The 25,782-nt window shown below is 39.3% G+C and carries 23 protein-coding genes; 9 read left to right on the top strand and 14 right to left on the bottom strand.

Annotation, left to right across the window (positions count from 1 at the left end; all coding sequences use genetic code 11):
* Window positions 1-8: 8 nt before the first annotated feature.
* From INP94_RS05060 to frr, 4 genes are all read right to left on the bottom strand, one after another.
* Complete coding sequence (locus tag INP94_RS05060) at window positions 9-875, bottom strand: phosphatidate cytidylyltransferase (RefSeq protein ID WP_197544217.1); 867 nt, start codon at window positions 873-875, stop codon at window positions 9-11.
* A gap of 11 nt (window positions 876-886) precedes the next feature.
* The gene (gene uppS, locus INP94_RS05055) at window positions 887-1,606 is read right to left on the bottom strand and encodes a polyprenyl diphosphate synthase (RefSeq protein WP_005698715.1); all 720 of its coding nucleotides are present in this window, start codon (window positions 1,604-1,606) and stop codon (window positions 887-889) included.
* Window positions 1,607-1,646: 40 nt separating this feature from the next.
* Window positions 1,647-2,846, bottom strand: a complete 1,200-nt coding sequence (gene ispC / locus INP94_RS05050; protein WP_197544216.1) for a 1-deoxy-D-xylulose-5-phosphate reductoisomerase — start codon at window positions 2,844-2,846, stop codon at window positions 1,647-1,649.
* A gap of 89 nt (window positions 2,847-2,935) precedes the next feature.
* On the bottom strand, window positions 2,936-3,493 hold the full coding sequence (frr, locus tag INP94_RS05045; RefSeq protein WP_005696784.1) for a ribosome recycling factor: 558 nt from the start codon (window positions 3,491-3,493) through the stop codon (window positions 2,936-2,938).
* 153 nt (window positions 3,494-3,646) lie between these two features.
* Here frr and INP94_RS05040 point away from each other — a divergent pair, with 153 nt between their 5' ends.
* Together INP94_RS05040 and INP94_RS05035 are read left to right on the top strand one after the other, a co-directional pair.
* Entirely contained in the window at window positions 3,647-4,069 is a 423-nt protein-coding gene (locus tag INP94_RS05040; protein ID WP_232087417.1) for a hypothetical protein, read from the top strand.
* Window positions 4,070-4,250: 181 nt separating this feature from the next.
* Window positions 4,251-5,132 (top strand): DUF4189 domain-containing protein, encoded by an 882-nt coding sequence (locus tag INP94_RS05035; protein ID WP_197544215.1) that lies wholly within the window; start codon window positions 4,251-4,253, stop codon window positions 5,130-5,132.
* Window positions 5,133-5,187: 55 nt separating this feature from the next.
* On the opposite strand, the gene pyrH is transcribed toward INP94_RS05035, so the two are convergent.
* On the bottom strand, window positions 5,188-5,901 hold the full coding sequence (gene pyrH / locus INP94_RS05030) for a UMP kinase (protein ID WP_197544214.1): 714 nt from the start codon (window positions 5,899-5,901) through the stop codon (window positions 5,188-5,190).
* 125 nt (window positions 5,902-6,026) lie between these two features.
* On the opposite strand from pyrH, the gene INP94_RS05025 reads away from it, so the two are divergent.
* Entirely contained in the window at window positions 6,027-7,586 is a 1,560-nt protein-coding gene (locus INP94_RS05025) for a phosphoethanolamine transferase (protein ID WP_197544213.1), read from the top strand.
* A gap of 65 nt (window positions 7,587-7,651) precedes the next feature.
* On the opposite strand, the gene tsf is transcribed toward INP94_RS05025, so the two are convergent.
* From tsf to mtr, 4 genes are all read right to left on the bottom strand, one after another.
* Complete coding sequence (gene tsf / locus INP94_RS05020; RefSeq protein WP_005699805.1) at window positions 7,652-8,503, bottom strand: translation elongation factor Ts; 852 nt, start codon at window positions 8,501-8,503, stop codon at window positions 7,652-7,654.
* Window positions 8,504-8,636: 133 nt separating this feature from the next.
* Window positions 8,637-9,359, bottom strand: a complete 723-nt coding sequence (gene rpsB, locus INP94_RS05015; protein WP_197544212.1) for a 30S ribosomal protein S2 — start codon at window positions 9,357-9,359, stop codon at window positions 8,637-8,639.
* Between the two features lie 169 nt (window positions 9,360-9,528).
* Window positions 9,529-10,302, bottom strand: a complete 774-nt coding sequence (locus INP94_RS05010; RefSeq protein ID WP_070583016.1) for a class I SAM-dependent methyltransferase — start codon at window positions 10,300-10,302, stop codon at window positions 9,529-9,531.
* A 65-nt stretch (window positions 10,303-10,367) separates the two neighbouring features.
* The gene (gene mtr, locus INP94_RS05005) at window positions 10,368-11,624 is read right to left on the bottom strand and encodes a tryptophan permease (RefSeq protein ID WP_070583015.1); all 1,257 of its coding nucleotides are present in this window, start codon (window positions 11,622-11,624) and stop codon (window positions 10,368-10,370) included.
* 125 nt (window positions 11,625-11,749) lie between these two features.
* Here mtr and INP94_RS05000 point away from each other — a divergent pair, with 125 nt between their 5' ends.
* Window positions 11,750-12,532, top strand: coding sequence for a M48 family metallopeptidase (locus INP94_RS05000; RefSeq protein WP_197544211.1), 783 nt, complete (start codon window positions 11,750-11,752; stop codon window positions 12,530-12,532).
* 130 nt (window positions 12,533-12,662) lie between these two features.
* Here the strand turns inward: INP94_RS05000 and acrB are convergent, their stop codons facing one another.
* From acrB to priA, 5 genes are all read right to left on the bottom strand, one after another.
* Window positions 12,663-15,767: a multidrug efflux RND transporter permease subunit AcrB gene (gene acrB, locus INP94_RS04995; RefSeq protein WP_197544210.1), complete on the bottom strand. Its 3,105-nt coding sequence runs from the start codon at window positions 15,765-15,767 to the stop codon at window positions 12,663-12,665.
* Window positions 15,768-15,780: 13 nt separating this feature from the next.
* Window positions 15,781-16,977, bottom strand: a complete 1,197-nt coding sequence (gene acrA, locus INP94_RS04990) for a multidrug efflux RND transporter periplasmic adaptor subunit AcrA (RefSeq protein ID WP_197544209.1) — start codon at window positions 16,975-16,977, stop codon at window positions 15,781-15,783.
* Window positions 16,978-17,007: 30 nt separating this feature from the next.
* Window positions 17,008-17,586: a TetR/AcrR family transcriptional regulator gene (locus INP94_RS04985; protein WP_197544208.1), complete on the bottom strand. Its 579-nt coding sequence runs from the start codon at window positions 17,584-17,586 to the stop codon at window positions 17,008-17,010.
* 156 nt (window positions 17,587-17,742) lie between these two features.
* A complete protein-coding gene (gene ftsN / locus INP94_RS04980; protein ID WP_197544207.1) occupies window positions 17,743-18,633 on the bottom strand; it encodes a cell division protein FtsN in 891 nt (296 codons plus the stop codon).
* A gap of 93 nt (window positions 18,634-18,726) precedes the next feature.
* Window positions 18,727-20,916: a primosomal protein N' gene (gene priA, locus INP94_RS04975; protein ID WP_197544206.1), complete on the bottom strand. Its 2,190-nt coding sequence runs from the start codon at window positions 20,914-20,916 to the stop codon at window positions 18,727-18,729.
* A gap of 113 nt (window positions 20,917-21,029) precedes the next feature.
* On the opposite strand from priA, the gene trmB reads away from it, so the two are divergent.
* The 5 genes from trmB (at window position 21,030) to napA (ending at window position 25,733) form a co-directional block, all read left to right on the top strand.
* Window positions 21,030-21,776 carry a tRNA (guanosine(46)-N7)-methyltransferase TrmB gene (gene trmB / locus INP94_RS04970; RefSeq protein WP_197544205.1) on the top strand — a complete coding sequence of 249 codons (747 nt, stop codon included), beginning with the start codon at window positions 21,030-21,032 and terminating at the stop codon, window positions 21,774-21,776.
* 52 nt (window positions 21,777-21,828) lie between these two features.
* On the top strand, window positions 21,829-22,170 hold the full coding sequence (locus tag INP94_RS04965; protein ID WP_005696799.1) for a YggL family protein: 342 nt from the start codon (window positions 21,829-21,831) through the stop codon (window positions 22,168-22,170).
* Between the two features lie 222 nt (window positions 22,171-22,392).
* Window positions 22,393-22,935, top strand: coding sequence for a ferredoxin-type protein NapF (gene napF, locus INP94_RS04960; protein WP_005696800.1), 543 nt, complete (start codon window positions 22,393-22,395; stop codon window positions 22,933-22,935).
* Window positions 22,922-23,185 carry a chaperone NapD gene (locus INP94_RS04955; RefSeq protein WP_005696801.1) on the top strand — a complete coding sequence of 88 codons (264 nt, stop codon included), beginning with the start codon at window positions 22,922-22,924 and terminating at the stop codon, window positions 23,183-23,185. The genes napF and INP94_RS04955 overlap by 14 nt, the downstream gene beginning before the upstream one ends.
* Before the next feature lie 61 nt (window positions 23,186-23,246).
* Window positions 23,247-25,733: a nitrate reductase catalytic subunit NapA gene (gene napA, locus INP94_RS04950; RefSeq protein WP_197544204.1), complete on the top strand. Its 2,487-nt coding sequence runs from the start codon at window positions 23,247-23,249 to the stop codon at window positions 25,731-25,733.
* The last annotated feature ends 49 nt before the right edge of the window (window positions 25,734-25,782 follow it).

The raw sequence follows: 25,782 nt of genomic DNA, 5'->3' as shown, positions 1-25,782 counted from the left end.
TTCTTTCCCTATAACACAAAGAAATAGAAGTATGTGAAGAATGGTACTGCTGCCGTTAAGCTATCAATACGATCTAAAATTCCACCATGACCAGGAATTAATTGACTACTATCTTTAATGCCGGATTCACGTTTAAACATACTTTCGGCTAAGTCACCTAATACAGAAATAGCCACAGTTGCCACAGAAAGCACAACAAAACCGCTCATTGCACGGCTACCTAATAAGGTTTCACCTGAGAAATGAATAAAGACAAATGCCAATACCGCTGCGGTGATCATGCCACCAAATACGCCTTGCCATGTTTTCCCCGGTGATACTTTCGGTGCAAGTTTGTGCTTACCAAAAGTGCGTCCTGCGAAATATGCACCTGAGTCAGCTGCCCATACTAATACAAATACATAGAGCAATAAGAACAAGCCATGATGTGGATCAGCCGTATAATTATCTAAACGTAAACGCAAGACGGCGGCGACAAAAGGAATCAACGTAGAAAAAGCAAATAAAAGTTGTAAAGGAATATTTTTACCCCAAAACTTCGCTGAGCTTGGATAAGTCACCACTAACACTAATGCAAGTGCCCACCAACCGACTGAATTTAGCAATAAAAGCGGTAAGTAGTTTTCAAACACTCTCCCCGCATCTAAATAATTCCCTTCGTTGTAAAGCCAAAGGAAGATAAATGCGCCTAAAAATGCCGCGATACAAAGACGCGCCAAAGGATTTTTAAAACGAGCAAATTGAGCCCACTCCCAAATACCAAGCGTCGCCACAAAACCTAAGGCTAGGGCAAAATAAAATGGGGTAAATAAGAACAAGGCACATAATACCAAAGCAATCAACACAATGGCTGATAATACACGTTCTTTAAGCATAAGTTCTCCGCTTATTCTGTCCCGCCAAAACGGCGATGACGTTGTTGATAGCAGGCGATTGCCTGATTAAAATCTTTTTCACTAAAATCTGGCCAAAGCACATCTAAAAAACACAATTCCGCATATGCAATTTGCCAGAGCAAGAAATTACTAATGCGTTGCTCACCACTTGTGCGAATTAGTAAATCGACCGGCGGTTCATCTTGTGTCACTAAATGTTGTTGGAAAAGTGATTCATTAATATCACTTACCGAAATCTCATTATTTTTTACTTTTTCAGCGAGTTGTTGAGTCGCTTGAACAATATCCCAACAACCACCGTAATTCGCCGCAATATTTAAAGTCAGTGCAGTATTATTTTCCGTTAAATTTTCTGCTTTTGCGATCTTCTCTTGCAATTTCTCACTAAAACGAGAAATATCACCGATGATCTTTAAACGAATATTATTTTTGTGTAATTTTTTAACTTCTCGATCAAGTGCTTGCATAAAAAGTGTCATTAATGCACTCACTTCTTGCTCGGGGCGATTCCAGTTTTCGCTGCTAAATGCATATAACGTCAAAAATTTAACGCCAGTTTGTCGTGCATAACTCACCGCACGGCGCACTGCCGCCACACCATTTGTATGGCCAAAAATACGCAGCTTATTTTGTTGTTTCGCCCAACGCCCATTGCCATCCATAATAATAGCAACATGTTCGGGAATATTATTGTTATCAAGTTCTTTCATTCTAAAATATTCGAATTTTATGACCGCACTTTTGCGTATTCTACATCAACTTTTTAATCAGCGAATCGGCTAATTCACGGGCTTGCTCATCTACAGCTAATACATCATCAATGCTTGAAATAATAGAAGATGGCATTTTCTCAACCGATGCTTGGTTAATTTTCGCAATATCCGTAAATTTAATATAGCCATCTAAAAAGGCTTGTACGGCAATTTCATTTGCTGCATTCATTGCGGTTGTCGCATACTGCCCTTCTGCAAACGCATCAATCGCTAATTTTAAATTTGGATAACGATTAAAATCAGGTTCGATAAATGTTAATTCTTTGATTTTAAAGAAGTCTAATGGTTCCACACCACTGACTGTACGATTTGGATAAGCCATGGTTTCCGCAATGGGCGTACGCATATCCGGGTTACCCATTTGAGCAATGACCGAGCCATCGACATAACGCACCATTGAATGAATAATAGATTGAGGATGAATAATCACTTCCATTTCATCTGCTGATGCATTAAATAACCAGCGCGCTTCAATGTACTCTAAACCTTTATTCATCATCGTGGCAGAATCCACAGAGATTTTTTTGCCCATTGACCAGTTTGGATGAGCAACGGCTTGTGCGGGAGTTATATGCTCAAACTCATTTAATGGCGTATAACGGAAAGGTCCACCAGAACCAGTTAAGACAATTTTACTGACCCCTAATTCTTTCAAAGGACAAAATCCAACCTTTTCTTGTGCCTCCGGCGGTAAGGATTGAAAAATCGCGTTATGCTCACTATCAACAGGCAATAATTTTGCTTTTGATTGTTTCACTGCATCAATAAAGAGCTGGCCACAAGTCACCAACGATTCTTTATTCGCAAGCAAGACTTTCTTACTTGCTTTTACTGCTGAAAGAGTCGGTAGTAATCCCGCCGCCCCAACAATGGCTGCCATAACTTGATCTGCATCTGGATGTGCTGCCAACTCACAAATGGCTTTCTGTCCCGCTAAGACTTCCGTTTTAATGTGGTGTGAAGCTAATTTTTCTCGCAATACCTTTGCTGCATTTTCATCATCTAATGCAGCAAAGTGCGGTTGAAATTTCACGCATTGTTTAAACATTGTCTCAACATTTTTGCCCCCTACTAACGCAAAGGCATGGTATTTGTCAGGATTATGTTCGATAACAGAAAGGGTGCTATGACCAATAGAACCGGTTGCTCCTAAAATAACAAGATTTTGTTTTTGCATAAAATTTCGACCGCACTTTGTGCTTTTATTTTTTTATCAGAATAGAACAAGGGCAGACACTTGGTCTGCCCCAAAACATGGTTCGACAATTAGAAATCCATTAATTCTTTTTCTTTATCTGCTAAGATCTCATCCACTTTTTTGATATAGCTATCAGTCACTTTTTGAATGATTTCTTCTGCTTTGTGTTGATCGTTTTCGCTGATTTCTTTGTCTTTTAATAATGCCTTGATTTTATCATTTGCATCACGACGTACGTTACGAATCGCTACTTTACCTTGCTCACCTTCGCTTTTTACGATTTTGATTAAATCACGACGGCGTTCTTCAGTTAATGGAGGAAGAGGCACACGAATTGTTGTACCTGCTGAAGATGGGTTTAAACCTAAATCAGACGTTAAAATTGCTTTTTCTACTGCACTGATTAAAGAACGGTCAAATACTGTTACCGCTAAAGTACGTGCATCTTCTGCAACAACGTTAGCTAATTGACGAAGTGGTGTCGCTGCACCATAGTATTCCACTTGGATTGCATCTAATAAGCTTGGTTGTGCACGGCCTGTACGGATTTTTGCAATATGCCCACGCAACGCTTCGAGGCTTTTTTCCATGCGAGCTTCAGCATCTTGTTTGATTTCATTAATCATTCATCTGTCCTTTTTAATAAATAAAGATAAAACACAGTGATTTTACTGGATTTTTAGGGAGTTTTGAATCTTTTATTTTGAATATAAGTTTCTATTGCTTAAAGCATGATTTGATAGTATCTTGGCGCTCAATTAATAACAGAGGATTTTAGTATGATTTATAACATAAAAAACGTATTCCGTATTGCTGCTATAGTTTGCGCTTCAGCGTGGTTATCTAGCTGTTCAACTTATGCTCACCCAGGTACAACATTATATTGGTCAGGTAAAGATATTAGCGAATTTATAGCAGATGAAGGGATTTGGCCTGACACTAAAAAGATTTGTAAGGATAAAGATAAGCCATTTCTTATTTATGGTTTTGCTAAACCTATTTACAATACATATGACCGTGAAGTAGGCCGAGGCCATCATGCTTATGGTACAACTATTTATACGCAAACAGAATATCAATTTACAGGTAGATATAGATGGAATTATGTATTTACTGACATTGAAGGCAAAATTACTTCTAACCGTTTTGACACAGGCTTTGGTGACATTGATAAAGAGTTTAACTGCCAAAATATGGACTAAGTACTCAATGATAAAGCTAAAGTAATGAAAGGCCTTTGTGCAACAGCTTGCGATATGGAGCATGAGAAAGATTGTATATTGCCGAAACCAGAAGTAATTGCACCATAATATAAAACAAACCGCTTATCGTTAAGGTAAGCGATTATATTTTCACTAAAAAATTCGACATAAAGAGTCTCATATGAAATATTCAATAAAACCATTATTAAAGCTCGCGTTTTTTACCTCTATTTGCGGATTCTTAAGCAGTTGTTCCACTTATATTCACCTTGGTACAACACTTTATTGGTCAGGAAAAGATGTTAATGAATTTATGGAAAGCAAAGGGCTTTATCCAGATGATATTAAGCAATGCTCTAGTGAAAAGGAGACTTTCTTAATTTACGGTTTTGCTAGACCGCTTTACAATGTTTTAGAATATGAAGTAGGGCGTGGCCATCATGCTTATGGCACAACCATTTATACTAAAAAAGAAAAAGTCTTTACAGGTAACCATAAGTGGACTTATGTTTTTACCGATATGAATGGCAAAATTAAATCTCATCGTGCTGAGACTGGGTTTGGTGATCTTGATAAAGAATTCAAATGTAATGGATATTACGATACAAGCAAACTAGAATTAAAACCTCGTACTTGGTCTGCAGTTGCAGTAAGACAAGGAAATAAAAAACAAGGAATATGGGGTAATGATGTTCCTGCTTCAAATTTAGCAAATGCCAAAAAAGAAGCCATTAGTCAGTGTGAAAAAGAAAGTGGTGAACGTTGCGAATTTCTATTTGGATTTAGTAATGCTTGTTTAAGCGTCGCACATGCAGAGAAAAATGGACCTACATCTTATTTCGGATTAGGGATTCTTGGTCAGCGTTCCAAAGATGACGCCTTAGCAAATTGCAAAGAAGATGGTGCTTCAAATTGCCAAGTATCAAATATTTATCCTGTATGTTCTACGCCATGCGATTATGAACAAGATAAGCAATGCTTCTTTGATAAACCACAATTAGCCAAACCAGGCAAAAATGGGCAAGATGACATTTTTAATGCTGGGGAAAAGAACTTATTTTAATTAACAAAAAACGGTAGAAATCATTTCTACCGTTTTTCATTTTGACTTTATTAAATTAACAAATCGTTGTGCCTTCTTCTGTACCGAGTACCACTTTGCGTAACGCACCGGGTTTACACATATTAAATACACGAATTGGCATACCGTGGTCACGAGCGAGTGTGAACGCAGCTAAATCCATTACTTGTAATTCTTTATCAATCACTTCTGCATAAGATAATTTATGGTATAGCTTCGCATTAGGATTTTTTGCAGGGTCGCAATCATACACGCCATCAACTTTGGTCGCTTTTAACACGATATCCGCTTCAATTTCGATACCACGTAAGCATGCAGCAGAATCCGTTGTAAAGAATGGACTACCTGTACCGGCTGAGAAAATGACTACACGTTTTTCACGCAACATTTTGATGGCTTCAGACCAGTTATAGGTATCACAAATCCCATTTAATTGGAACGCAGACATTAATTTTGCATTCACATCTGCACGATGAAGCGCATCGCGCATTGCCAAGCCATTCATTACGGTTGCAAGCATCCCCATATGGTCGCCCACTACGCGATTCATGCCGGCTTTAGCTAATTTTGCACCACGGAATAAGTTACCACCACCGAGCACAACACCAACTTCCACGCCCATTTCAATTAATTCTTTAATCTCTAACGCCATACGATCAAGAATAGAAGGATCGATACCGAAGCCCTCATCCCCTTGTAATGCTTCACCACTTAATTTCAATAAAATACGTTTGTAAATTGGTTGGCTCATTTGTCTTTTCCTTTGTCGGTTACAAAAATTGGCTTATTCTAGCAAAAGAGCGAAAAAGTTAAAAATGGAAATTGGTCAGAAAAGTACGATAAAATAATGCCATTTTGATTTTATAGGTAAACTTTATGAAGATTTCAAAAACCTCACAAATTTTAACCGCACTTTTTTCTTTGGCTTGTGCCATTGCTGCCGGTTATTTGATTTTACGAGGTTCAGGGATGTTTCCTGAGCCATCTATTAGTCTGATTTTACTCACGGCTATTTTCATTATTTTATTAAGTAGTAGCCGAAAATCCTTCTATTTTATTTTATCACCCTTAGTTTGCTTACACGCAATTTATACGCCGACAGGCTTAAATTTTGGTGCGCCAAGCTACCAATATATCGCTTCGGTTCTTGCAACAGATATGTTAGAGACCAAAGAGTTTCTCATGCAAATCCCTGTGAGCAGCTATTTAGCAGCATTCGCTATTCCAGTTTTAGTCTTTTTACATTACAAAAGTGCGGTCAAATTTGGGGTGAAATTTTATCGCAATAAAACATTCATTGCCCTCGCAACCCTGTTAATTGGCTACAACTTACCGATTGCTGCGCCATTAAAAGAAACAATAGATTCGAGTGTAGAAATTGTTAATGAATGGCAAAAATTGAAAAAAATGTCACAGGAAAGCAGCTGGGGACAATCCACATTAGAAAATTCTAAATACCAAGATTATGTAATTATTTTGGGTGAAAGTGCACGAAAAGACTACTTGCATGCGTATGGATACCCCGTCAATGACACACCCTTTATGTCATCTGCAAATGGTACACTGATTGATGGGATGACATCTGCCGGAACCAACACTGTCGCCTCATTGCGCTTAATGTTAACGTTACCTGATAAAGAAAAATGGGAACCAAACTATGATTTAAGCTTAGTGGATCTCATTAAGTCTGCAGGTCTGAAAACCTACTGGCTGTCTAATCAAGGTTTCTTAGGTGAATACGATACGCCAGTCGCTTCGCTTGCATCAAAATCTGATGAAACCATTTTCTTGAAAAAAGGTGGGAGCTTTAATTCGACAAACTACAGCGATTTTGATTTAATCCCTAAATTTGCCCAAGTTTTAGAAGATCCAACACAAGGTAAACGCTTTATTGTATTACACATTTATGGTTCACATCCGCTCGCTTGCGATCGCATTGAAGATTACCCGAAAATTTTCAATGACAATGACATTGAGAAAAAGAACGAATACTTAAATTGCTATATTACATCCATTAAGAAAACCGATGATTTCATCAAGAAAGTGTATGAAACGCTCAAAGAAAACGAGCAAAAAACACACCGCACTTTCTCCATGATTTATTTTTCAGATCATGGTTTATGTCATCAGGAAGATGATAAACATGGCGTCACCTTGTTTAACCAAAACTGTCACAGCCAATTACATCATAATATTCCGCTCTTTAAGATTTCATCTGATGATACGACACGTAAAGAATACAAAGCCTTTAAATCTGGTTTGAATTTCTTAGAAGGTATTGCTAATTGGATTGGAATTAAAAATCCGAAGCTGACATTAGAAGAAGATTTATTCTCTGAACAAGCTGACAAAGATGACTATGGACTGAAAAAACTGATTGAAGAAAAATATCGTAAAGATGCAGACCCTGCCATCGATATTCGTCCAAAGAAATAGAAAATTTCAGACAACAAAAAAAGCCGATATTCAATATCGGCTTTTTTATATCTCAATGGAGAAAATTAAGCGTTACCGCCAGTGATTTTTGCAACTTCAGCTGCGAAATCTTCTTCTTTTTTCTCGATACCTTCACCCACTTCTAAACGGATGAAGTTAGACACTGAAGTGTTTACTGATTTTAAGAAGTCACCTACAGATACTGAAGGATCCATGACGAATGGTTGACCTGTTAATGAAACTTCACCAGTGAATTTCTTCATACGGCCTTCAACCATTTTTTCTGCGATTTCTTTTGGTTTACCAGAGTTAACTGCGATATCAATTTGAATTTGACGCTCATGTTCAACAACATCTGCAGGTACATCTTCTGGGTTCACGAATTCTGGTTTAGATGCCGCTACGTGCATTGCCACTTTTTTAAGTTCATCTTCTGAACCTTCACCTGCAACTAATACACCGATTTTTGCACCGTGTAAGTATTGAGCAATAACTTGACCTTCTAAGTAAGCAACACGACGGATGTTCATGTTCTCACCGATTTTAGCCACTAATGCAGCACGTTTTTCTTCAAATTGTGCTTGTAATGCTTCGATAGTGGTACCTTTGTGTGCTGCTGCGAAATCAGCTACTTCGTTTGCTAAACCTAAGAAGCCAGCATCTTTTGCTACGAAGTCAGTTTCACAGTTCATTTCAACTAATACACCGAAACCATTTTGTACACGAGCAAGGATAACACCTTCAGCTGCAACACGGCCTGCTTTTTTAGCTGCTTTAGCTTGACCAGATTTACGCATGTTGTCGATTGCTAACTCGATATCACCGTTTGCTTCAACTAATGCTTTTTTACATTCCATCATACCGGCACCGGTACGTTCACGAAGTTCTTTTACTAATGATGCTGTGATTTCAGCCATTTTAAAAATCCTCTGTCGAAAGTACGATTCATTTTGACCGCACTTTTAGATAAAAATATAGGGGCTAAATTTTAGCCCCTATGCCAATTAATCGTTTGATTATTAAGGGCTTCGCCTTATTGCAAAACTTAAATTATTCTGCGTCAGCTGCTAATTCTTCAGCAACTTGAGCTTCGTTACTACGACCTTCTTTAACCGCTGCTGCAGCTGCAGAAACGTAAAGTTGGATAGCACGAGTCGCATCATCGTTACCAGGGATAACGAAATCTACGCCAGCTGGAGTTGAGTTAGTATCAACGATAGCAAACACAGGAATACCTAGGTTGTTTGCTTCTTTAACAGCGATATGTTCGTGGTCTGCACCGATAACGAATAACGCATCTGGTAAGCCGCCCATATCTTTGATACCGCCAAGGCTTAATTCAAGTTTTTCCATCTCACGGGTACGCATTAACGCTTCTTTTTTGGTTAATTTGTCAAAAGTACCGTCTTGAGATTGAGTTTCTAAATCTTTTAAACGTTTAATTGATTGACGAACGGTTTTCCAGTTAGTCAACATACCACCTAACCAACGGTGGTTTACATAATATTGTTGACAGTCTAATGCTGCAGCTTGTACTGCTTCTTGAGCCGCGCGTTTAGTACCAACGAATAATACTTTACCGTTGTTGCTAGCAATACGGGTTAATTCCGCTAAAGCTTCATTGAATAAAGGTAAAGTTTTTTCTAAGTTGATGATATGAACACCGTTACGAGCACCAAAAATGAAAGGTTTCATTTGTGGGTTCCAGTAACGAGTTTGGTGTCCGAAGTGTACGCCCGCGTTGATCATGTCGCGCATTGAAACTTGTGCCATAATATTTTCCTTTTGTTGGGGTTGAGCCTCCACATATCAGCTAATCGACCGTTTGGCACCCCGATTAAGCCTTAATGATATGTGTGTGTTGTTAATAATTAAAAACGCTGCTTTTGAAACCCAAAAACAGCGGTGCGATTTATACCATAAAGTGCGGTCAAAAACCAGTTTATTTTGTCAAATTTATTACTTTTCTTGCTTTAATAAACAATAAAGGGGGACGATGCCGCAAATCTTTAAATTCATCATGCCATTGTGGCTGCTCGGCTAACATGGGTTCAGCCATTTGTTCAATTTGAAAACCTGCAGCAATTAAATCATTAATAATCGTTGCCGTCGTACGGTGATAGGTTTTAAAAGGTTGTTGAAACCAATTCCGCTCTCTTAGCCCTTCATCACGGTAATGATTTAAACGATAAGCGACTTGCTGCTTTTTCTCATTTTTTTCCCAGCGCTCCCCTTCTTTATGGCAAGTGGTAATCGGATGCTCTTGGGAAAAAACTAATGTACCATTAGGCTTAAGTTTGTTGGCAATAGAAGCTAATAAAGCAGGAAAATCTTCAATATAGTGAAAAGCAAAAGAGCTGGTAATAACATCAAAATCACTTTCTGGCAATTCTGACAATTTTTCCATCGGTAGTGGATATAACGAAAAACATCCAGAAAATTGACCGCACTTTTGTAAATCTTTTTCGGCTTGTTCGAGCATTTTAACTGAAAGATCTGTTCCCACTACTCTCTCCGCATCGCGTTCTAGATAGAGTTGCAAATGTCCGCCCGTTCCACAGCCTAGATCGAGTAATTTTTTCCCTTGTAAATCAGGTAATAGGGAAAGCATCGTTGGCTTTTCCACTATTTCATTGAGACTGATGGGATTAGATCGAAGTTTTTGATAAAGCGCAAAGAAGTTTTCTTTATCGTAAACACTCGTTTTGTTATTCATCTCATTTCCTATGCAAAATTAAAAAGGGCGTATTTGATACGCCCCTACTATATTAACGTGAAAACTTATCCTGCGAAACTTGCAAACCATCCTAAGTTTGCGCCTACTTGTGCCACAATATTTAACACACCGAATAAGATCACAAAGCCAATCATAAAATTACCACCATAGACTTTATAAGTCGCATTTGGGAATTTTTGACGACTGGCTTTAGCAAGCAGTGCTGGTACGATTGCTGCCCAAATGGTTGCAGCTAATCCGGCATAACCAATAGCGATCACAAAGCCATAAGGGAATTGTAAACTTAACAATAGTGGCGGTAAGAATGTCACCAATGTGGTTTTGGTTCTGCCTAATAAGCTGTCATCAAATTTAAATAAATCAGCAATATAATCAAATAACCCTAAAGTCACCCCTAAGAATGAAGTCGCAATAGCCATATAAGCAAAGAAATTCAACACAACGGCAATGTATTCTACTTCAATGTATTTGTGTAACGCTTCTAATAATGCTGATACATCGCCACCTTTTGCAATCACCGGAGCAAACTCGGTACGCGGTAAATTACCTTGCACCGCAAGCTGCCATAAGATGTAAATCACTAAGGCTAAGCCCGTACCGATAAAGATCGATTTCATTACACGACTACCATCGCGATCGTAATATTTTACGAGACTAGGTACATTTCCGTGGAAACCAAAAGACACTAAGCAAACAGGAAGTGCGGTCAATAAATAAGGTAAATAAGTTTGCTCACCTTCTGCAATGCTATTGAATAACACCTCTGTTTTCACAGAGCTCAATAAACCTGCAGTAGAAAGGAAGAAAGCAACTACCATTCCAACAATCAATACCGTTGTGAAACGATCCACAGCTTTAGTAGAAAGCCATACGAAAGCTGCAAGAATAAAACAGAAAATTAAGGATCCAGAAGTACGTCCAATATCGACCGCACTTTCAGCAGAACCAAAGGCTTGATTGAGCAAGTTTTGTGTAATACCGCCACCAGACGTGATATAAGCATAAGTCAAAATATACAAAACAAAAGCCACAGAAAGGCCGTTGATAATATTCCAACCTTTTCCTAACAAATCTTTCACTATGGTGTCAAAGCTTGAGCCGGTAGGATAATGTAAGTTAGCTTCTAAAATCATCAAACCTGATGTAGTCATACAAAACCAGGTGTAAACCAAGGCCAAAATAGAGCCGATAAACCATACACCGGCCGTTGAGGTTGGGTTAGCGAGCATGCCAGCACCAATCGCGGTACCGGCAATAATCATGGCGCCGCCTAATAAAGAAGGAGATTTTTTTATTGTCATAGTAAAGTCCTAGAATATAATTTTGCACTATTATAGTAGTACAAAATTAAAAGACAATCTTTTTATATCGACAACAATAAAGAAATTTATATAATATTGATATTTTAACCAAAAAGGACTTAATTATGAAAAAACAAATTAAAAGCTTTGCTTTTGCCGCGTTAGCGGGTGTTGTATTAACTTCATGTGCTGATTCTGCCTCTATCAATCAACAGGCTGCAAGTAGCTATACCCAAGAAATGGGGAATATGCGTGCACATGGTGTAATTGATACTTCATCAAAAACTGCAAAACGTGTTCATGCAGTGTTTAATAAAATGGTGCCTTATGCAGACCAAGCGAATGAAACTGGACAACAATTTAACTGGCAAATCAATGTCATTAAATCAAAAGAACTGAATGCTTGGGCAATGCCAGGCGGTAAAATGGCATTCTACACAGGTTTAGTGGATACCTTACAGTTAAACGATAATGAAATTGCTGTTGTAATGGGTCACGAAATGGCACACGCTTTAAAAGAACACGGTAAAGCGAAAGTGAATTTTGGTATGGCTACTAATATTGCAGCAAGTTTAGGTCATGCTGCACTTTCTACTGTTATCGGTTCAAGTGCAAGTGAATTAGCAGTAGGTTTAACCAAAGACTTTGCTTTAGATAAACCTTACTCTCGTAGTGCAGAGACAGAAGCTGATGAAGTAGGTTTAATGTTAATGGCTCGCTCAGGTTACAATCCTGAAGTTGCACCAGGTTTATGGCAAAAAATGGCTAAAGCCTCGGGTGGTTCTAAAGGAGTACTTGATGTATTAGCATCTACTCACCCGAGTGATGCCTCTCGTGAAGAAAACTTACAACGCTTATTACCAGAAGCGATGGAACTTTACAAAGCCGCTAAAAATAAAAATGGCTAAATAAAACAGTCAAAAAATTGACCGCACTTTCATAAATAAAAAGCGAACATCATGTTCGCTTTTTTAATCTCTCAAAGAAAACCGCACTTGAAAAATAAAAGTGCGGTTTGTTTTTTTATAGTATTTTCAATTAATGTTGTTCGTTAATGTGACCTTCGATTGGTTTCACATTTTCATCAAACACTGGTAACGGTTTGTGTTCGCTTGCAATGTAAGAATAAATTACTGGCAACACGAACAAGGTAAACAATGTACCGATTGCCAAACCTGCCACGATAACGATACCAATACTAAAACGAGATACCGCCCCCGCACCTGTTGCATAAAGCAACGGTACAAGACCTGCAATCATCGCAGCGGTTGTCATCAGAATTGGACGTAAACGTACTTTAGCCGCTTCGGTAATCGCTTCAATACGCGTTTTACCATGATTTAACTGCTCTTCTTTCGCTACTTCACACATTAAAATACCATGTTTCGTGATAAGACCAACTAAGGTAATCAAACCAACCTCTGAGTAGATATTTAGCGTTGTCCCTGCAATGCCAATAAATCCGAAGGCATTTAAGGCTAACAATGCGCCACTCACGGCTAACGGTACGGAAATCATAATCACGATTGGATCGCGAATTGATTCAAACTGAATTGCCAAGACTAAGAAAATAATCACTACCGCAAGTAAGAACGTTACAGCAAGCGCATTACCTTCTTGTACTAACTGACGCGCTTCACTTTTAAAGTCATAGTTATAACCTTGCGGTAAGGTATTTTTCGCATTGTCTTGCAACCATTGGATTGCATCACCAATTGAAGTCCCAGGCATCGGTACAGCACTAATCACCGCAGAGTTTAACTGACTGAAACGAGGCAATGTACTTGGTTGCGGTTCCAATGTAGCCGTCACCAAGCTGCTTAATGGCACAGAGGTACCATTTGCCGCAGTGACGTAATACTTATTAAAACTTTCCGGTGATAAACGATTGTCACGTTTTACTTGGGAAATGATTTTATAAGCACGGCCATCAATATCCACACGTTCAATAGTTGCGGCAGATAAGAAACTACCTAAAGTACGGCTGATTTGTTGCATCGTAATACCGTAAGTTCCTGCTTTTTCACGGTCAATCTTAATACGCATTTGAGCAGTATCAAATTTAAGATCGAGATTGGTATAAACAAACTTACTGGATTTCCGCATATCCTCTAAGAATTTACCCGCCACATTTGCTAAATCACCGTAGTCTTGTGATGTGCTGATCACAAAACCAATTGGAGGACCTTGCTCTCCTGTATCAATTTCTGGGAACGCAAAGCCTTGTACAGACACTTCAGGAATGGATTTTGCTTTTTCATTCAACTCATTCATGATAGCTGTTTGGCTTTTTGAGCGTTCTTTCCAATCTTTTAAAGTCACAACGTTTAAAGATTGGTTAGAGCTTGGTGCCCCTGCAATCGTCATCGCAAACTGTACTTCTGGCGTATTGGTTAAAATCTCTTGATAAGGTGTCATCGCATTTTGCACGTAATCTATGTTTACGTTAGAAGGTGCAGAACCGACCGCTATAAATGCGCCTTTATCTTCTGTAGGTGTTAATTCACTTGAAAGTGATTTAAACAACACGGGTAAGGTTGCAAAAATGATTGCCGCAAACATCAACATACATTTACGGTTTACCATCACCAAATCAAGTACATACGCATAAGCTGCATTCACTTTACTAAGGGTATGCTCTACTCGTTGTTCCAATTTACTTGGAGCCTCATTGGATTTTAGCAATTTACTGGTCATCATTGGTGAAAGCGTTAATGCTACGATACCGGAAATAAATACTGCTCCAGCAAGGGTTAAAGCAAACTCTTTAAACAACGTACCCGTAATACCGCCCATTAACGCCATTGGAGAATATACTGCAATCAAGGCAATGGTCATGGAAATAACCGGAACGGCAATTTCACGCGTACCTATAATCGCCGCACGGAATGGCGTTTCACCTAACTTAATGTGGCGGTCTACGTTTTCCAATACCACAATCGCATCATCCACCACCAAACCGATGGCTAGAATCAATGCCAGCAACGTCATCAGGTTAATAGAAAAATCAAATGATTGAAGCAACATGATTACCCCAATTAATGAAATCGGAATGGTGATAACCGGGATTAAAATCGCGCGGAATGAACCAATAAACATGGTAATCACCACTAACACGATTATCGTTGCCTCAACAATCGTTTTGATTACTTCATTAATTGAGTTATTAATCGCAATTGTACGGTCATATAAGATATCAGATTCAATAGCATCCGGTAGATTATTTTTAATACTGTCATATAGCGGACGTACTTTCGCCGCTACTGTTAATGGGTTTGCTGACGAGGTTGGGTTAATCGCTAATACAACAGAATCTGCGCCATTCGCTACCGCACGTGAGCTATCACTTGATTTATTTAATTCAATATCAGCGATATCGCGTAAACGTACTAACTTATCACCGCTAGACTCTACAATTAAATTACCTAATTCTTCAACCGATTTTGTCGTGGTTTCTACTTTGTTTTTATAGGTTACAAAATAGCCATTATCATTACCAGCTGCCGTTTGAACGTTATTCGCTGATAATGCGGACATCACTTGTGTAGCAGAAAGGTTTTGAGCCGCCATTTTTTCTGGGTCTAACCAAACACGAAGAGCGTACTCTGATGCACCAAAAATATCTACACTTGCCACCCCTTCTACGGTAAAGAACTGAGGTTTGACTACGCGTTGAATATAGTCAGTCACTTGGCTTGCATCAAGTTTGTTAGAACGGAAACTAATGTACATAATTCCCGAACCACCTGTAGAGGAAGAAACCGTTGGATCTTCAATACCACTTGGCAATTCAGAACGAACTGAGTTAACTTTAGCTAAAACATCTGCCAAGGCCGCATTCGGATCCGTATTTAATTTCATTTTTACGGTGACCGTTGACGTACTTGGACTAGAGCTTGAAGACATATAGTCCACATTATCTGCTTGCGCTACCGCCTCTTCAATTTTGGAAGTAACAAACGCTTGAATTAAGTTCGCATCCGCCCCTGGATATGCAGTGGTCACCGTAATCACCGTCGTGGTCATTTTCGGATATTCGCGCACAGCCAATTTCGAGATCGCTTGTAATCCTAAAATAATGATTAACAAGCTAATCGAAACGGCCAAAACTGGACGACGAATAAATATATCGGTAAATTTCATTCGCTTTTCCTAATTAAAGATTCGTTTTATTCGCAGGTTGTTCAGTACCTACGCCCGCTTTATCTGCAACAGAGACTAATGCACCGTTACTTAAGTTTTGCTGACCGCCGGTCACAATTTTATCGCCGACTTTAACTTCATCGCCTTTTAATTGTGCATAAATACCTTGACGATCTTTCGTAAATACAGTGATTGATTTTGCACGGTACATATTCGCCGCTTTTTCTGCTCCGCCTAATTTCTCAATATCTTCATCTGAAAGTACGGTCAAAATATAAAGCGATTCGCCATACATGTTGTAGCTCACTGCCACTTGTGGCACAACGATTTGATTATGCTCAGTTGGTAAAGCAACATTTAAGCGAGTAAACATACCGGATAATAATTTTGCGCCATCTTCTGGTTCAAACGTTGCTTGAACATCGACTAAACCCGTTGAAGAATTAATTGCTGGCTCAATTGCTGTAACCTTCGCGGCAAAAGTTTCACCTTTACGCGCATCTGCCGTAGCTGTTACTTTTTGACCAATATGCAATTTATCTAATAGGTTTTGAGCAATCGCAAAATCCACTTTCATAGAAGAACGATCTTCCACACGCACAATTTCAGTACCGTTTGAAACGTACTGACCAACATTCACTTTCACGATACCGGCTTTACCATCAAATGGTGCCACGATTTGGCGACGTTCAATCGCCGCTTTTAATGACTCAATATTTGCCGCTTGTGCTTCATAAGCTGCTTTTGCATTATCTAATTCTTGACGAGAAACAGCCCCGCTGCCCGCAAGGTTTGCATAACGTTGATAAGTTTGACGTAATGACACCACCTGAGCTTGTGCGGCTTGTAAGCTTGCACGCTCAACTGAGCTATCTAACTCAACTAACAAATCACCTTTTTTCACGCTCTGTCCATTTTGCACGAGCACTTTAGACACGGTTCCTGCACTTTGAGCGCTTAACATCGCCCCTTGGTTCGGACGAACAATACCTGTCGTTTCAATGATTGGCGTCCATTCTGAAGCCTTAACTGTCATTGCAGTCACAGGAGAAGCTGTTTCAGGTTTATTTGCTAAGAAATCAGCAATGCCTTTTGCTTTCATATGATTCAGAAAAATCATTGCAGCAAAAATTAACACAAATACGCCTAACGCTAATTTCAAAAAGAAAACGTGTGAGCGCTTTGGTCTATTAGTTTGAGTTATACTCATTTGGAAAACTCCATTAAGACAATAAAATTACTACTTCTGAATTGCACGCCAAGAGCGTTCAATAACAGATTCTAAAATTACATCAGTCACTGTTGTACCGAGAAATTTGTTATCTGAGACTATAACCATCGCGGTTTTAAGGCTCAGCAAAAATAACATATGAGGATCTAAATCAGCTAACACATTTGCGGCTTGTCCCTTGAGACAAAACTGTTCCCAACACGAATGCTCCGTTTCTTTGCAGGTTTCAATAAACTCTGGTAAAGATCGATATTGATTCATGTTTAACAGAATCGTTGGATTTTCTTGAAGAAAATGCCAAATATTCCACCACATTTTTCTGTATTGCTCGAAAAAAGATTGGCTTTCATCAAAACCTTCTTCAATCGCCACAACAAACTTATTGAATACTCGACGAGCAAATTGTGCTAATAACTCGTCTTTACTCTTAAAATAAAGATAAATCGTACCTGCTGCGATGCCTGCTTCCTTGGCTAACTTATGCATAGAAAGATGATGTAATCCTTCTTTTGCCATAAGACGATCTGTTGCATCAAAGATCTGCTCACTGACATCAAGCTTCGTTTTAGAGGCTTTTACTTGTCGCATAATAAAAAATTAAATTCTTAGGGTTATATATGAGAAAGGTCATTTAAGATAAACATCAAAAATGAATGAACGTTCATTTTATTGATTTTTCGTTTTTTGGCAAGTGAAAATATAAAAAAAGTGCGGTTATTTTTAACCGCACTTTTAAATTCTGAATTACATTCCAATCACAACGCAACTCGCTACTGATTTTGCTTTATCTTGTGCTGCTGTTGCTGCATCTCGACTACCAAATGGTCCTACACGTACGCGGTTCCATTCTTCACTTGTCGCAATTTGTGCATTTACGCCAGCCATCGCTAGACGACCTTGTAAGCTTTCTGCTTGTGCACGATTTTTAAATGCACCACATTGTAAACCAAATTTTTTGCCGCCAGCCTGTACTTGTTGTTCAGCGGGTTTCGGTTCTGCTTTTTTCGATTGCTCAGTTTTAGCTGGTTCCGTTTTAGCTGGTTCCGCCTTCACTACTTCTACTTTTTTCGGAGGTTCAGGCTTTTTAACTGGCTCTGTTTTTTTAACTGGCTCAGGCTTTTTCACTTCCGTTTTTGCTGTTTGCTGTGGCTGTGTTGGCTGAGTTTGAGCTGTCTGTGCTGGTTGAGCTTGCTGTGCTTGAGCCGCGGCTTTTTCTGCATTCGCCGCTTCTTGCTCTTTACGTTGAGCTTCTAATTTTTTTGCTTCTTCTGCCGCTTTTTGTTCTTTTTCCATTTGAATAAGCACTTGACGCTGTTCTTCTGTCAAACGCATATTTTTTTCAACTGAAGAAGGATTATTATCCACCGGCACCGTACGAGTTTCTAATTCTTTAATATAGTGCCACACTTCTTCTGGGCGATTTGGTAACACACTTTTCGGTTGTGTTTTTTCCGGCTGAACATTTGTCGTCACTACAGGTGCTGGTGTCTTACTTTTTAAGAAGTAAAGCCCTAACCCAAAACCTAATACCGCCACCAACGCAAGAACAATTAAGGTATTGCGATTAAAACTTTTCTTTGCTTTCTTTTTATTATTTTTTGAGCCGCTTCGACCGGCAAAATCTCGATGAGCCACGATAAAATCCTAAAATATTCGATAAATTAAACTTAGAGTATAAAAAACGCTTAATTCTACTGAAAAACTGTGCATTTTTCTAGGGAATTTTTGCTAACTCAAATCCAATGGATCCACGTCTAAAATCAACCGCACTTGAGAAGACTTTATCAGCTCTGGCGAATATCGACTTAATGCCGCCTGTAATTGTTTCCGAGACGCGTGCTGTAATAGTAACTGCCAACGATATTGCCCCGCTTTTTTGCTGAACGGTGCGGGAATCGGTCCCAACACTTGCAAGCCTTCTATTTTTTGTTCATAGAAGAAAGAGGCTAATTGCGACAATGCATTTTCCGCCTCTTCAGAATGACGACATTGTGCTTTAAACAATGCCTGGAAACTAAACGGAGGCAAGCCCATATTATGCCGCAACTTCAAGGTTTCTTCTGCAAAGGCTTGATAGCCCTTTTCAAGTAAGGTAGTTAATAACGGGTGATCCGGATAATGCGTCTGCAAAACCACTTCGCCTTGTTTTTCGGCTCTGCCTGAGCGTCCTGCAACTTGTATATAAAGCTGCGCTAAACGCTCTTCGGCTCTGAAATCCAGGGAAAATAAGGCATTATCTACATTCACTAAAGCAACCAAAGTGACATTCGGAAAATGGTGTCCTTTGGCTAACATTTGGGTGCCAATTAAAATCTGACTTTTACCTTGCTGAATATCCTCTAAATAACCTTCAAGCTTGCCTTTTCGTGCTGTGCTATCACGATCGATACGAGCAATATTATATTGCGGGAAACGTGCTTTTAGGGTTTCCTCCAGTTGTTCTGTGCCTAACCCCGTTGTGACTAAATGCGTTGAACCACAATGACCACATTGCATCGGCACTGTTTTTTGCGCACCACAATGATGGCAGCGTAAAACGCGCTGGTGTTGGTGATAAGTATAAGGTTTTTCACAATGATGACATTCATCAATCCAGCCACATTCATGACATAACAACACAGGCGCAAATCCACGTCGATTAAGGAATAACAATACTTGGTTGCCTTTTTCTAAGTGTTCTTGCATACGTTGTAATAGCGGCTCGGATAAGCCGTTTTGAATTCGTTGATGTTTTAAATCAATCACAAACTGGCGAAGTGCGGTCGCATTTCCAGCCCTTTTTGATAGCACCAAATGATGATATTTACCATTTTGTACGTTATTTACACTTTCTAAACTTGGTGTGGCAGAACCTAATAAGATAGGAATATTGAGTTTTTGCGCTAAAACAATACCTAAATCTCTCGCATGATAACGCCAACCATCTTGCTGTTTAAACGAGCCGTCATGTTCCTCATCTAAAATGATTAAGCCAAGATCTGAAAACTGGGTGAAAAGCGCCGATCTCGTGCCAATTACGATTGCACTCTGTCCTGTTCTTGCTCGCTCCCAGACATTTAAGCGTTGCGTATCGTTCAAGTTGGAATGCAATACATCAATTTCCACATTAAAACGTGCTTGGAACCGTCTCACTGTCTGAGGGGTAAGCCCAATTTCAGGAACAAGCACTAAAACCTGCTTGCCTTTCTTTAACACCTCTTCAATGTATTGCAGATAAATTTCGGTTTTGCCCGAACCAGTTACGCCTTCTAATAACCACACATTAAAGCCTTCTTGGAAAAGCAACTGGCTAAATGCGAGGGCTTGTTGCTTGTTTAAGGTCAATCGATTATCAAGATTAACTAAAGGATTATCCCCTAGAGCTTGTTGCCAACTTTTTTGTTCGGTAGGCACAATAATCTCTTCCACATAATCTTTGCCTTTAAGGGCTGACCAAATTGCGGAACTGATTTCATTGTTACCTTTTTCTAAATCTTGCATTAGCAACAAATTTAAGGCTTCAATTTGTTTTTTGGCGCGTTTTAATTCACCCGATTCTAATGCTTGTTTTCCAAGTTCCGTAATACGCCAAAAAGTGCGGTCATTTTTAACCGCACTTTCTCCATTACGGAGTTTGACTGGCAAAGCTTGAAACAACACATCACCTAAAGCTGCACGATAATAATTAGCGGACCAAGCCAACCAATCCCACGTTGTCGAATTAAAGAGTGATTCAGTATCAAGTACATCAATAATCGGTTTTAACTTCTCTTTTGCGACATCCGAAGAAGCGGGCAAATCCACCACGATCCCGACTCGTTTCTGCGAACCAAAAGGCACCAACACTCGCCCACCAACGATTGGCGTCAAGTCGGGCGAATAGAGATAATCAAAAAATCGGGGAAGCGGTACGGCTAATGCAACTCGGACAATATTCATAATAAAAAACAATTAAAAATTTTCGCCATTATACGGGAATTAGGTGGAAAAATCCCACAACCTTGCCTTTTAGTGTATAATCGCCGCCAATTTTAATTGAGCGAATAAAAACCATGACAGAAGCGCAAAAAACCTTTGCTGATCAAAAACGTAAAACCGTTGAAACGGCTGAATTTACAGAAGATGGTCGTTATAAACGTAAAGTTCGTAGCTTTGTGTTGCGGACAGGTCGCTTAAGTGATTTTCAAAAAAATATGATGAACGATCACTGGGCTGATCTTGGATTAGATTATCAAAACGCCCCTTTTGATTTTGCCGTGATTTATGGCAATACGAATCCCGTTATATTAGAAATTGGCTTCGGGATGGGTAAATCTTTAGTAGATATGGCAGAAGCAAATCCTGATAAAAATTATCTCGGTATTGAAGTACACACGCCTGGTGTGGGAGCCTGTATTGCTTATACGGTAGAAAAAGGCGTGAAAAACCTTCGCGTAATTTGCCATGATGCCACTGAAATTTTACGTGATTGTGTAAAAGACGGCGAGTTAGGCGGTTTACAGCTTTTCTTCCCAGACCCTTGGCATAAAGCAAAACATCATAAACGCCGTATTGTTCAACCGCGCTTTGTAGAGCAAGTCGTCCAAAAATTACAACCCAATGGCTTTATTCATATGGCAACGGACTGGGAGAACTATGCAGAACAAATGCTCGAAGTGCTTTCAGCCAATGAAAATTTAGTCAATACTGCCGAACAAGATTATATTCCACGTCCTGATTTCCGCCCTCTTACAAAATTTGAGGCGCGTGGCCATCGTTTAGGTCACGGTGTGTGGGATTTATACTTTAAGAAAAAATAATCATCGAGACGATGACTATACCCCATTACCTTAACATAGGAGAACATTGAAAATGAAAACTCGTAATCAACGTCAACGTAAAAAACTTCACTTAGCTGAATTCCAAGAATTAGGCTTTTTAGTGAATTGGCAATTTGCTGAAGGAACCAGCATCGAAACTATCGATGAAACCGTTGATCGTTTTATTGCTGAAGTGATTCAACCAAACGGCTTAGCTTATGAAGGTAGCGGCTATTTACATTGGGAAGGCTTAGTTTGCTTAGAGAAAATCGGCAAATGTGATGAAAGCCATCGCCAATTAGTGCAAAAATGGTTAGAAGAGAATAAATTGCAACAAATCGAAATCAGCGAATTATTCGATATTTGGTGGGATTACCCAACCAAAAACGCATAATGTTTTAAATATTTTTAAGGGCGGGCTTTCCGCCCTTTTTAATAATCATTTTCACTTATTTTTTAACAATTTATTTACATTAATAACATATTTTAAAAATATCTTTGATCTAACTCAATAAAAGTGTATATTTTTTAAAAATTACTCCTTTTAGGTAGTTACTATTTTATCATTAGAACTGGATAATGCACCCTCTGAAAATACCGGATTTTAAAGAAAAATATGGCGATTGAGAACCCTTCTCGCAGACAGTTATTACGTGGGCAGTTTTTGCAATCGTTACATTCTGAAAGCGCTAAAATTCAAGGTATTAATGCTATACGTCCACCTTGGTCAATTAATGAAGCAGACTTTACGGATAAATGTACCCGCTGTGGTGATTGCATACTGGTATGTGAAACCCAAATTATTGTAAAAGGTGATGGTGGCTTTCCTGAAATACAATTTGACAAGGGCGAATGCACGTTCTGCCAAAAATGTGTTTTAGTATGCGAACAACCGATTTTTCGTTCATTAGAAGAAGAACCTTGGACACATAAAGTTGAGATTACAACGCAATGTCTAACAGAAAATCGGGTGGAATGTCGAAGTTGCCAAGACAGTTGTCCGATGAACGCCATCCGTTTTCGATTACAACTTGGTGGTGTAGCAAAACCAATGTTAGATTTAGCAAGCTGTAATGGGTGTGGCGCTTGTTTAAGTGTTTGCCCGACAAAAGCAATAAAAATTATTAATTTTGAAACAAATACAGATGAATCAATTTAGCGAAAATGAAAACTGGTATGTATGCAGTATTGTTGTGCAAGCCAGACCAGAAAAACTTAACCAAGTCAAAGAAGCCATTTTAGCGATTCCAACGGCTGAAATTCATGGCGAGAAGTCTGATGAAGGCAAATTGGTGGTCACTCTTGAAAGTAATCGTCAATTAGCGTTAGCAGATCTTATGGATGAAATTAAAGATATTCCTGGGGTTATTGTCGTTTCTTTAATTTCTAATTACTTAGATGAAAAATAAATAACTTAGGAATACATATTATTTGTATATTCTAAAAATTCAACAATGAGTGGGGAAAACTATGGAACTTAATCGTAGAGATTTTATGAAAGCCAATGCTGCACTTGCAGCAGCAGCGGCTGCCGGTATGACCATCCCTGTTAAACAGGTAAATGCGACCGAAGATATGGGCATCAAATGGGATAAAGCCCCATGCCGTTTCTGTGGTACAGGATGTAGCGTATTGGTAGGAACCAAAGATGGTCGAGTTGTCGCAACTCAAGGTGACCCGGATGCAGAGGTAAACCGCGGTTTAAACTGTATCAAAGGTTACTTCCTTTCTAAAATCATGTACGGTGCAGACCGTGTACAAACTCCGTTATTACGTATGAAAGATGGTAAATTCCATAAAGAAGGTGACTTTACACCAGTTTCTTGGGATCAAGCTTTCACTATCATGGCGGAAAAAATCAAAGACATCTTGAAGAAAAAAGAACCAAATGCTGTTGGGATGTTCTCTTCCGGTCAAACTACTATCTATGAAGGCTATGCAAAAGTAAAACTTTGGAAAGCCGGTCTTCGTTCAAATACTATCGACCCTAATGCTCGTCACTGTATGGCATCTGCAGCGGTGGCGTTTATGCGTACATTCGGTATGGACGAACCAATGGGTTGCTATAACGATATTGAGAAAACCGATGCATTTGTGCTTTGGGGTTCAAACATGGCGGAAATGCACCCAATTTTATGGTCTCGTATTTCTGACCGTCGTCTTTCTTCTGATAATGTGAAAGTGGTGGTTATGTCAACATTCGAACACCGTTCGTTTGAATTAGCTGATGTGCCTATCGTATTTAATCCACATGCAGACCTTGCAATCCTTAACTACATTGCAAACTACATTATCCAAAACGATAAAGTAAACTGGGATTTCGTTAATAAACATACTAAATTCAAACGTGGTGAAACTGATATCGGTTATGGTCTACGTCCAGAACACCCACTTGAAGTTGCAGCGAAAAACCGTAAAACTGCAGGTAAAATGTATGACTCTGATTTCGAAGAATTCAAGAAAATCGTTGCACCTTATACATTAGACGAAGCACACCGTATTTCTGGTGTACCAAAAGATCAGCTTGAAACCCTCGCGAAAATGTACGCGGATCCAGAACAGAACTTAGTGTCTTACTGGACAATGGGAGCTAACCAACATACTCGTGGTGTATGGGTTAACCAAATGATCTATAACGTACACTTATTAACCGGTAAAATTTCTAAACCAGGTTGTGGTCCGTTCTCATTAACTGGTCAACCTTCAGCTTGTGGTACAGCGCGTGAAGTGGGTACTTTCGTTCACCGTTTACCAGCGGACATGGTAGTAACCAATCCTAAACACGTTGAAATCGCTGAGAAAAAATGGAAATTACCAAAAGGTACCATTCCAACTGTACCTGGATACGCAGCTGTACAACAAAGCCGTGCATTAAAAGATGGTAAATTAAACTTCTTATGGCAACTTTGTACCAACAATATGCAAGGTGGTCCAAACATTAACGACGAAATTTTCCCTGGTTGGCGTAACCCTGAAAACTTCATCGTTGTTTCAGACCCTTACCCATCCGTTTCTGCAGTTGCAGCAGACCTAATTCTCCCTACTTGTATGTGGGTAGAAAAAGAAGGGGGCTATGGTAACGCAGAACGTCGTACCCAATTATGGCGTCAACAAGTGAAAGGTCCTGGTGAGTCTCGTTCTGACTTATGGCAAATTGTGGAATTCTCTAAATACTTCAAAACAGATGAAGTATGGGGCGAAGAATTATTAGCTCAAATGCCAGAATATCGTGGTAAGACTTTATATGAAGTACTTTACGAGAATGGTGAAGTAAACAAATATAAAGTACCAACGGATGTTCCAGGATACATCAATGATGAAGCAGATCACTTTGGTTACTACCTACAAAAAGGCTTATTCGAAGAATACGCAAGCTTTGGTCGTGGTCATGGCCATGACTTAGCACCATTTGATACTTACCACCAAGTACGTGGTTTACGTTGGCCGGTTGTTGACGGTAAAGAAACCTTATGGCGTTACCGTGAAGGCTTTGACCCGTACGTTAAAGCAGGCGAAGATGTTGCGTTCTACGGTTATCCGGATAAAAAAGCAATTATCTTAGGTGTGCCTTATGAAGACCCTGCAGAATCACCAGATGAAGAATATCCATTATGGTTATGTACTGGTCGTGTACTTGAACACTGGCATACCGGTACCATGACTCGTCGTGTACCTGAACTACACCGTGCGTTCCCGAACAACTTAGTGTGGATGCACCCAGCGGATGCGAAAAAATATGGCTTACGTCATGGGGATAAAGTGAAATTAATTACACGTCGTGGTGAAATGGTTTCTTACTTAGATACCCGTGGTCGTAACAAATGTCCTCAGGGCTTAATTTACACCACCTTCTTTGATGCGGGTCAGCTTGCTAACAAATTAACATTGGATGCAACCGATCCAATTTCAGGCGAAACCGACTTCAAAAAATGTGCGGTAAAAGTGGAAAAAGCGTAGGATTTTCCTTTCGTTTCTAGTCACTCCTCTCTTTAATGAGAAGGGAATT

It is taken from the genome of Haemophilus parainfluenzae, from assembly GCF_014931395.1.
Classification (GTDB): Bacteria; Pseudomonadota; Gammaproteobacteria; order Enterobacterales; family Pasteurellaceae; genus Haemophilus_D.
The sequence above is the reverse complement of the archived record's forward strand: the minus strand, read 5'-3'. Positions and strand labels throughout refer to the sequence as shown.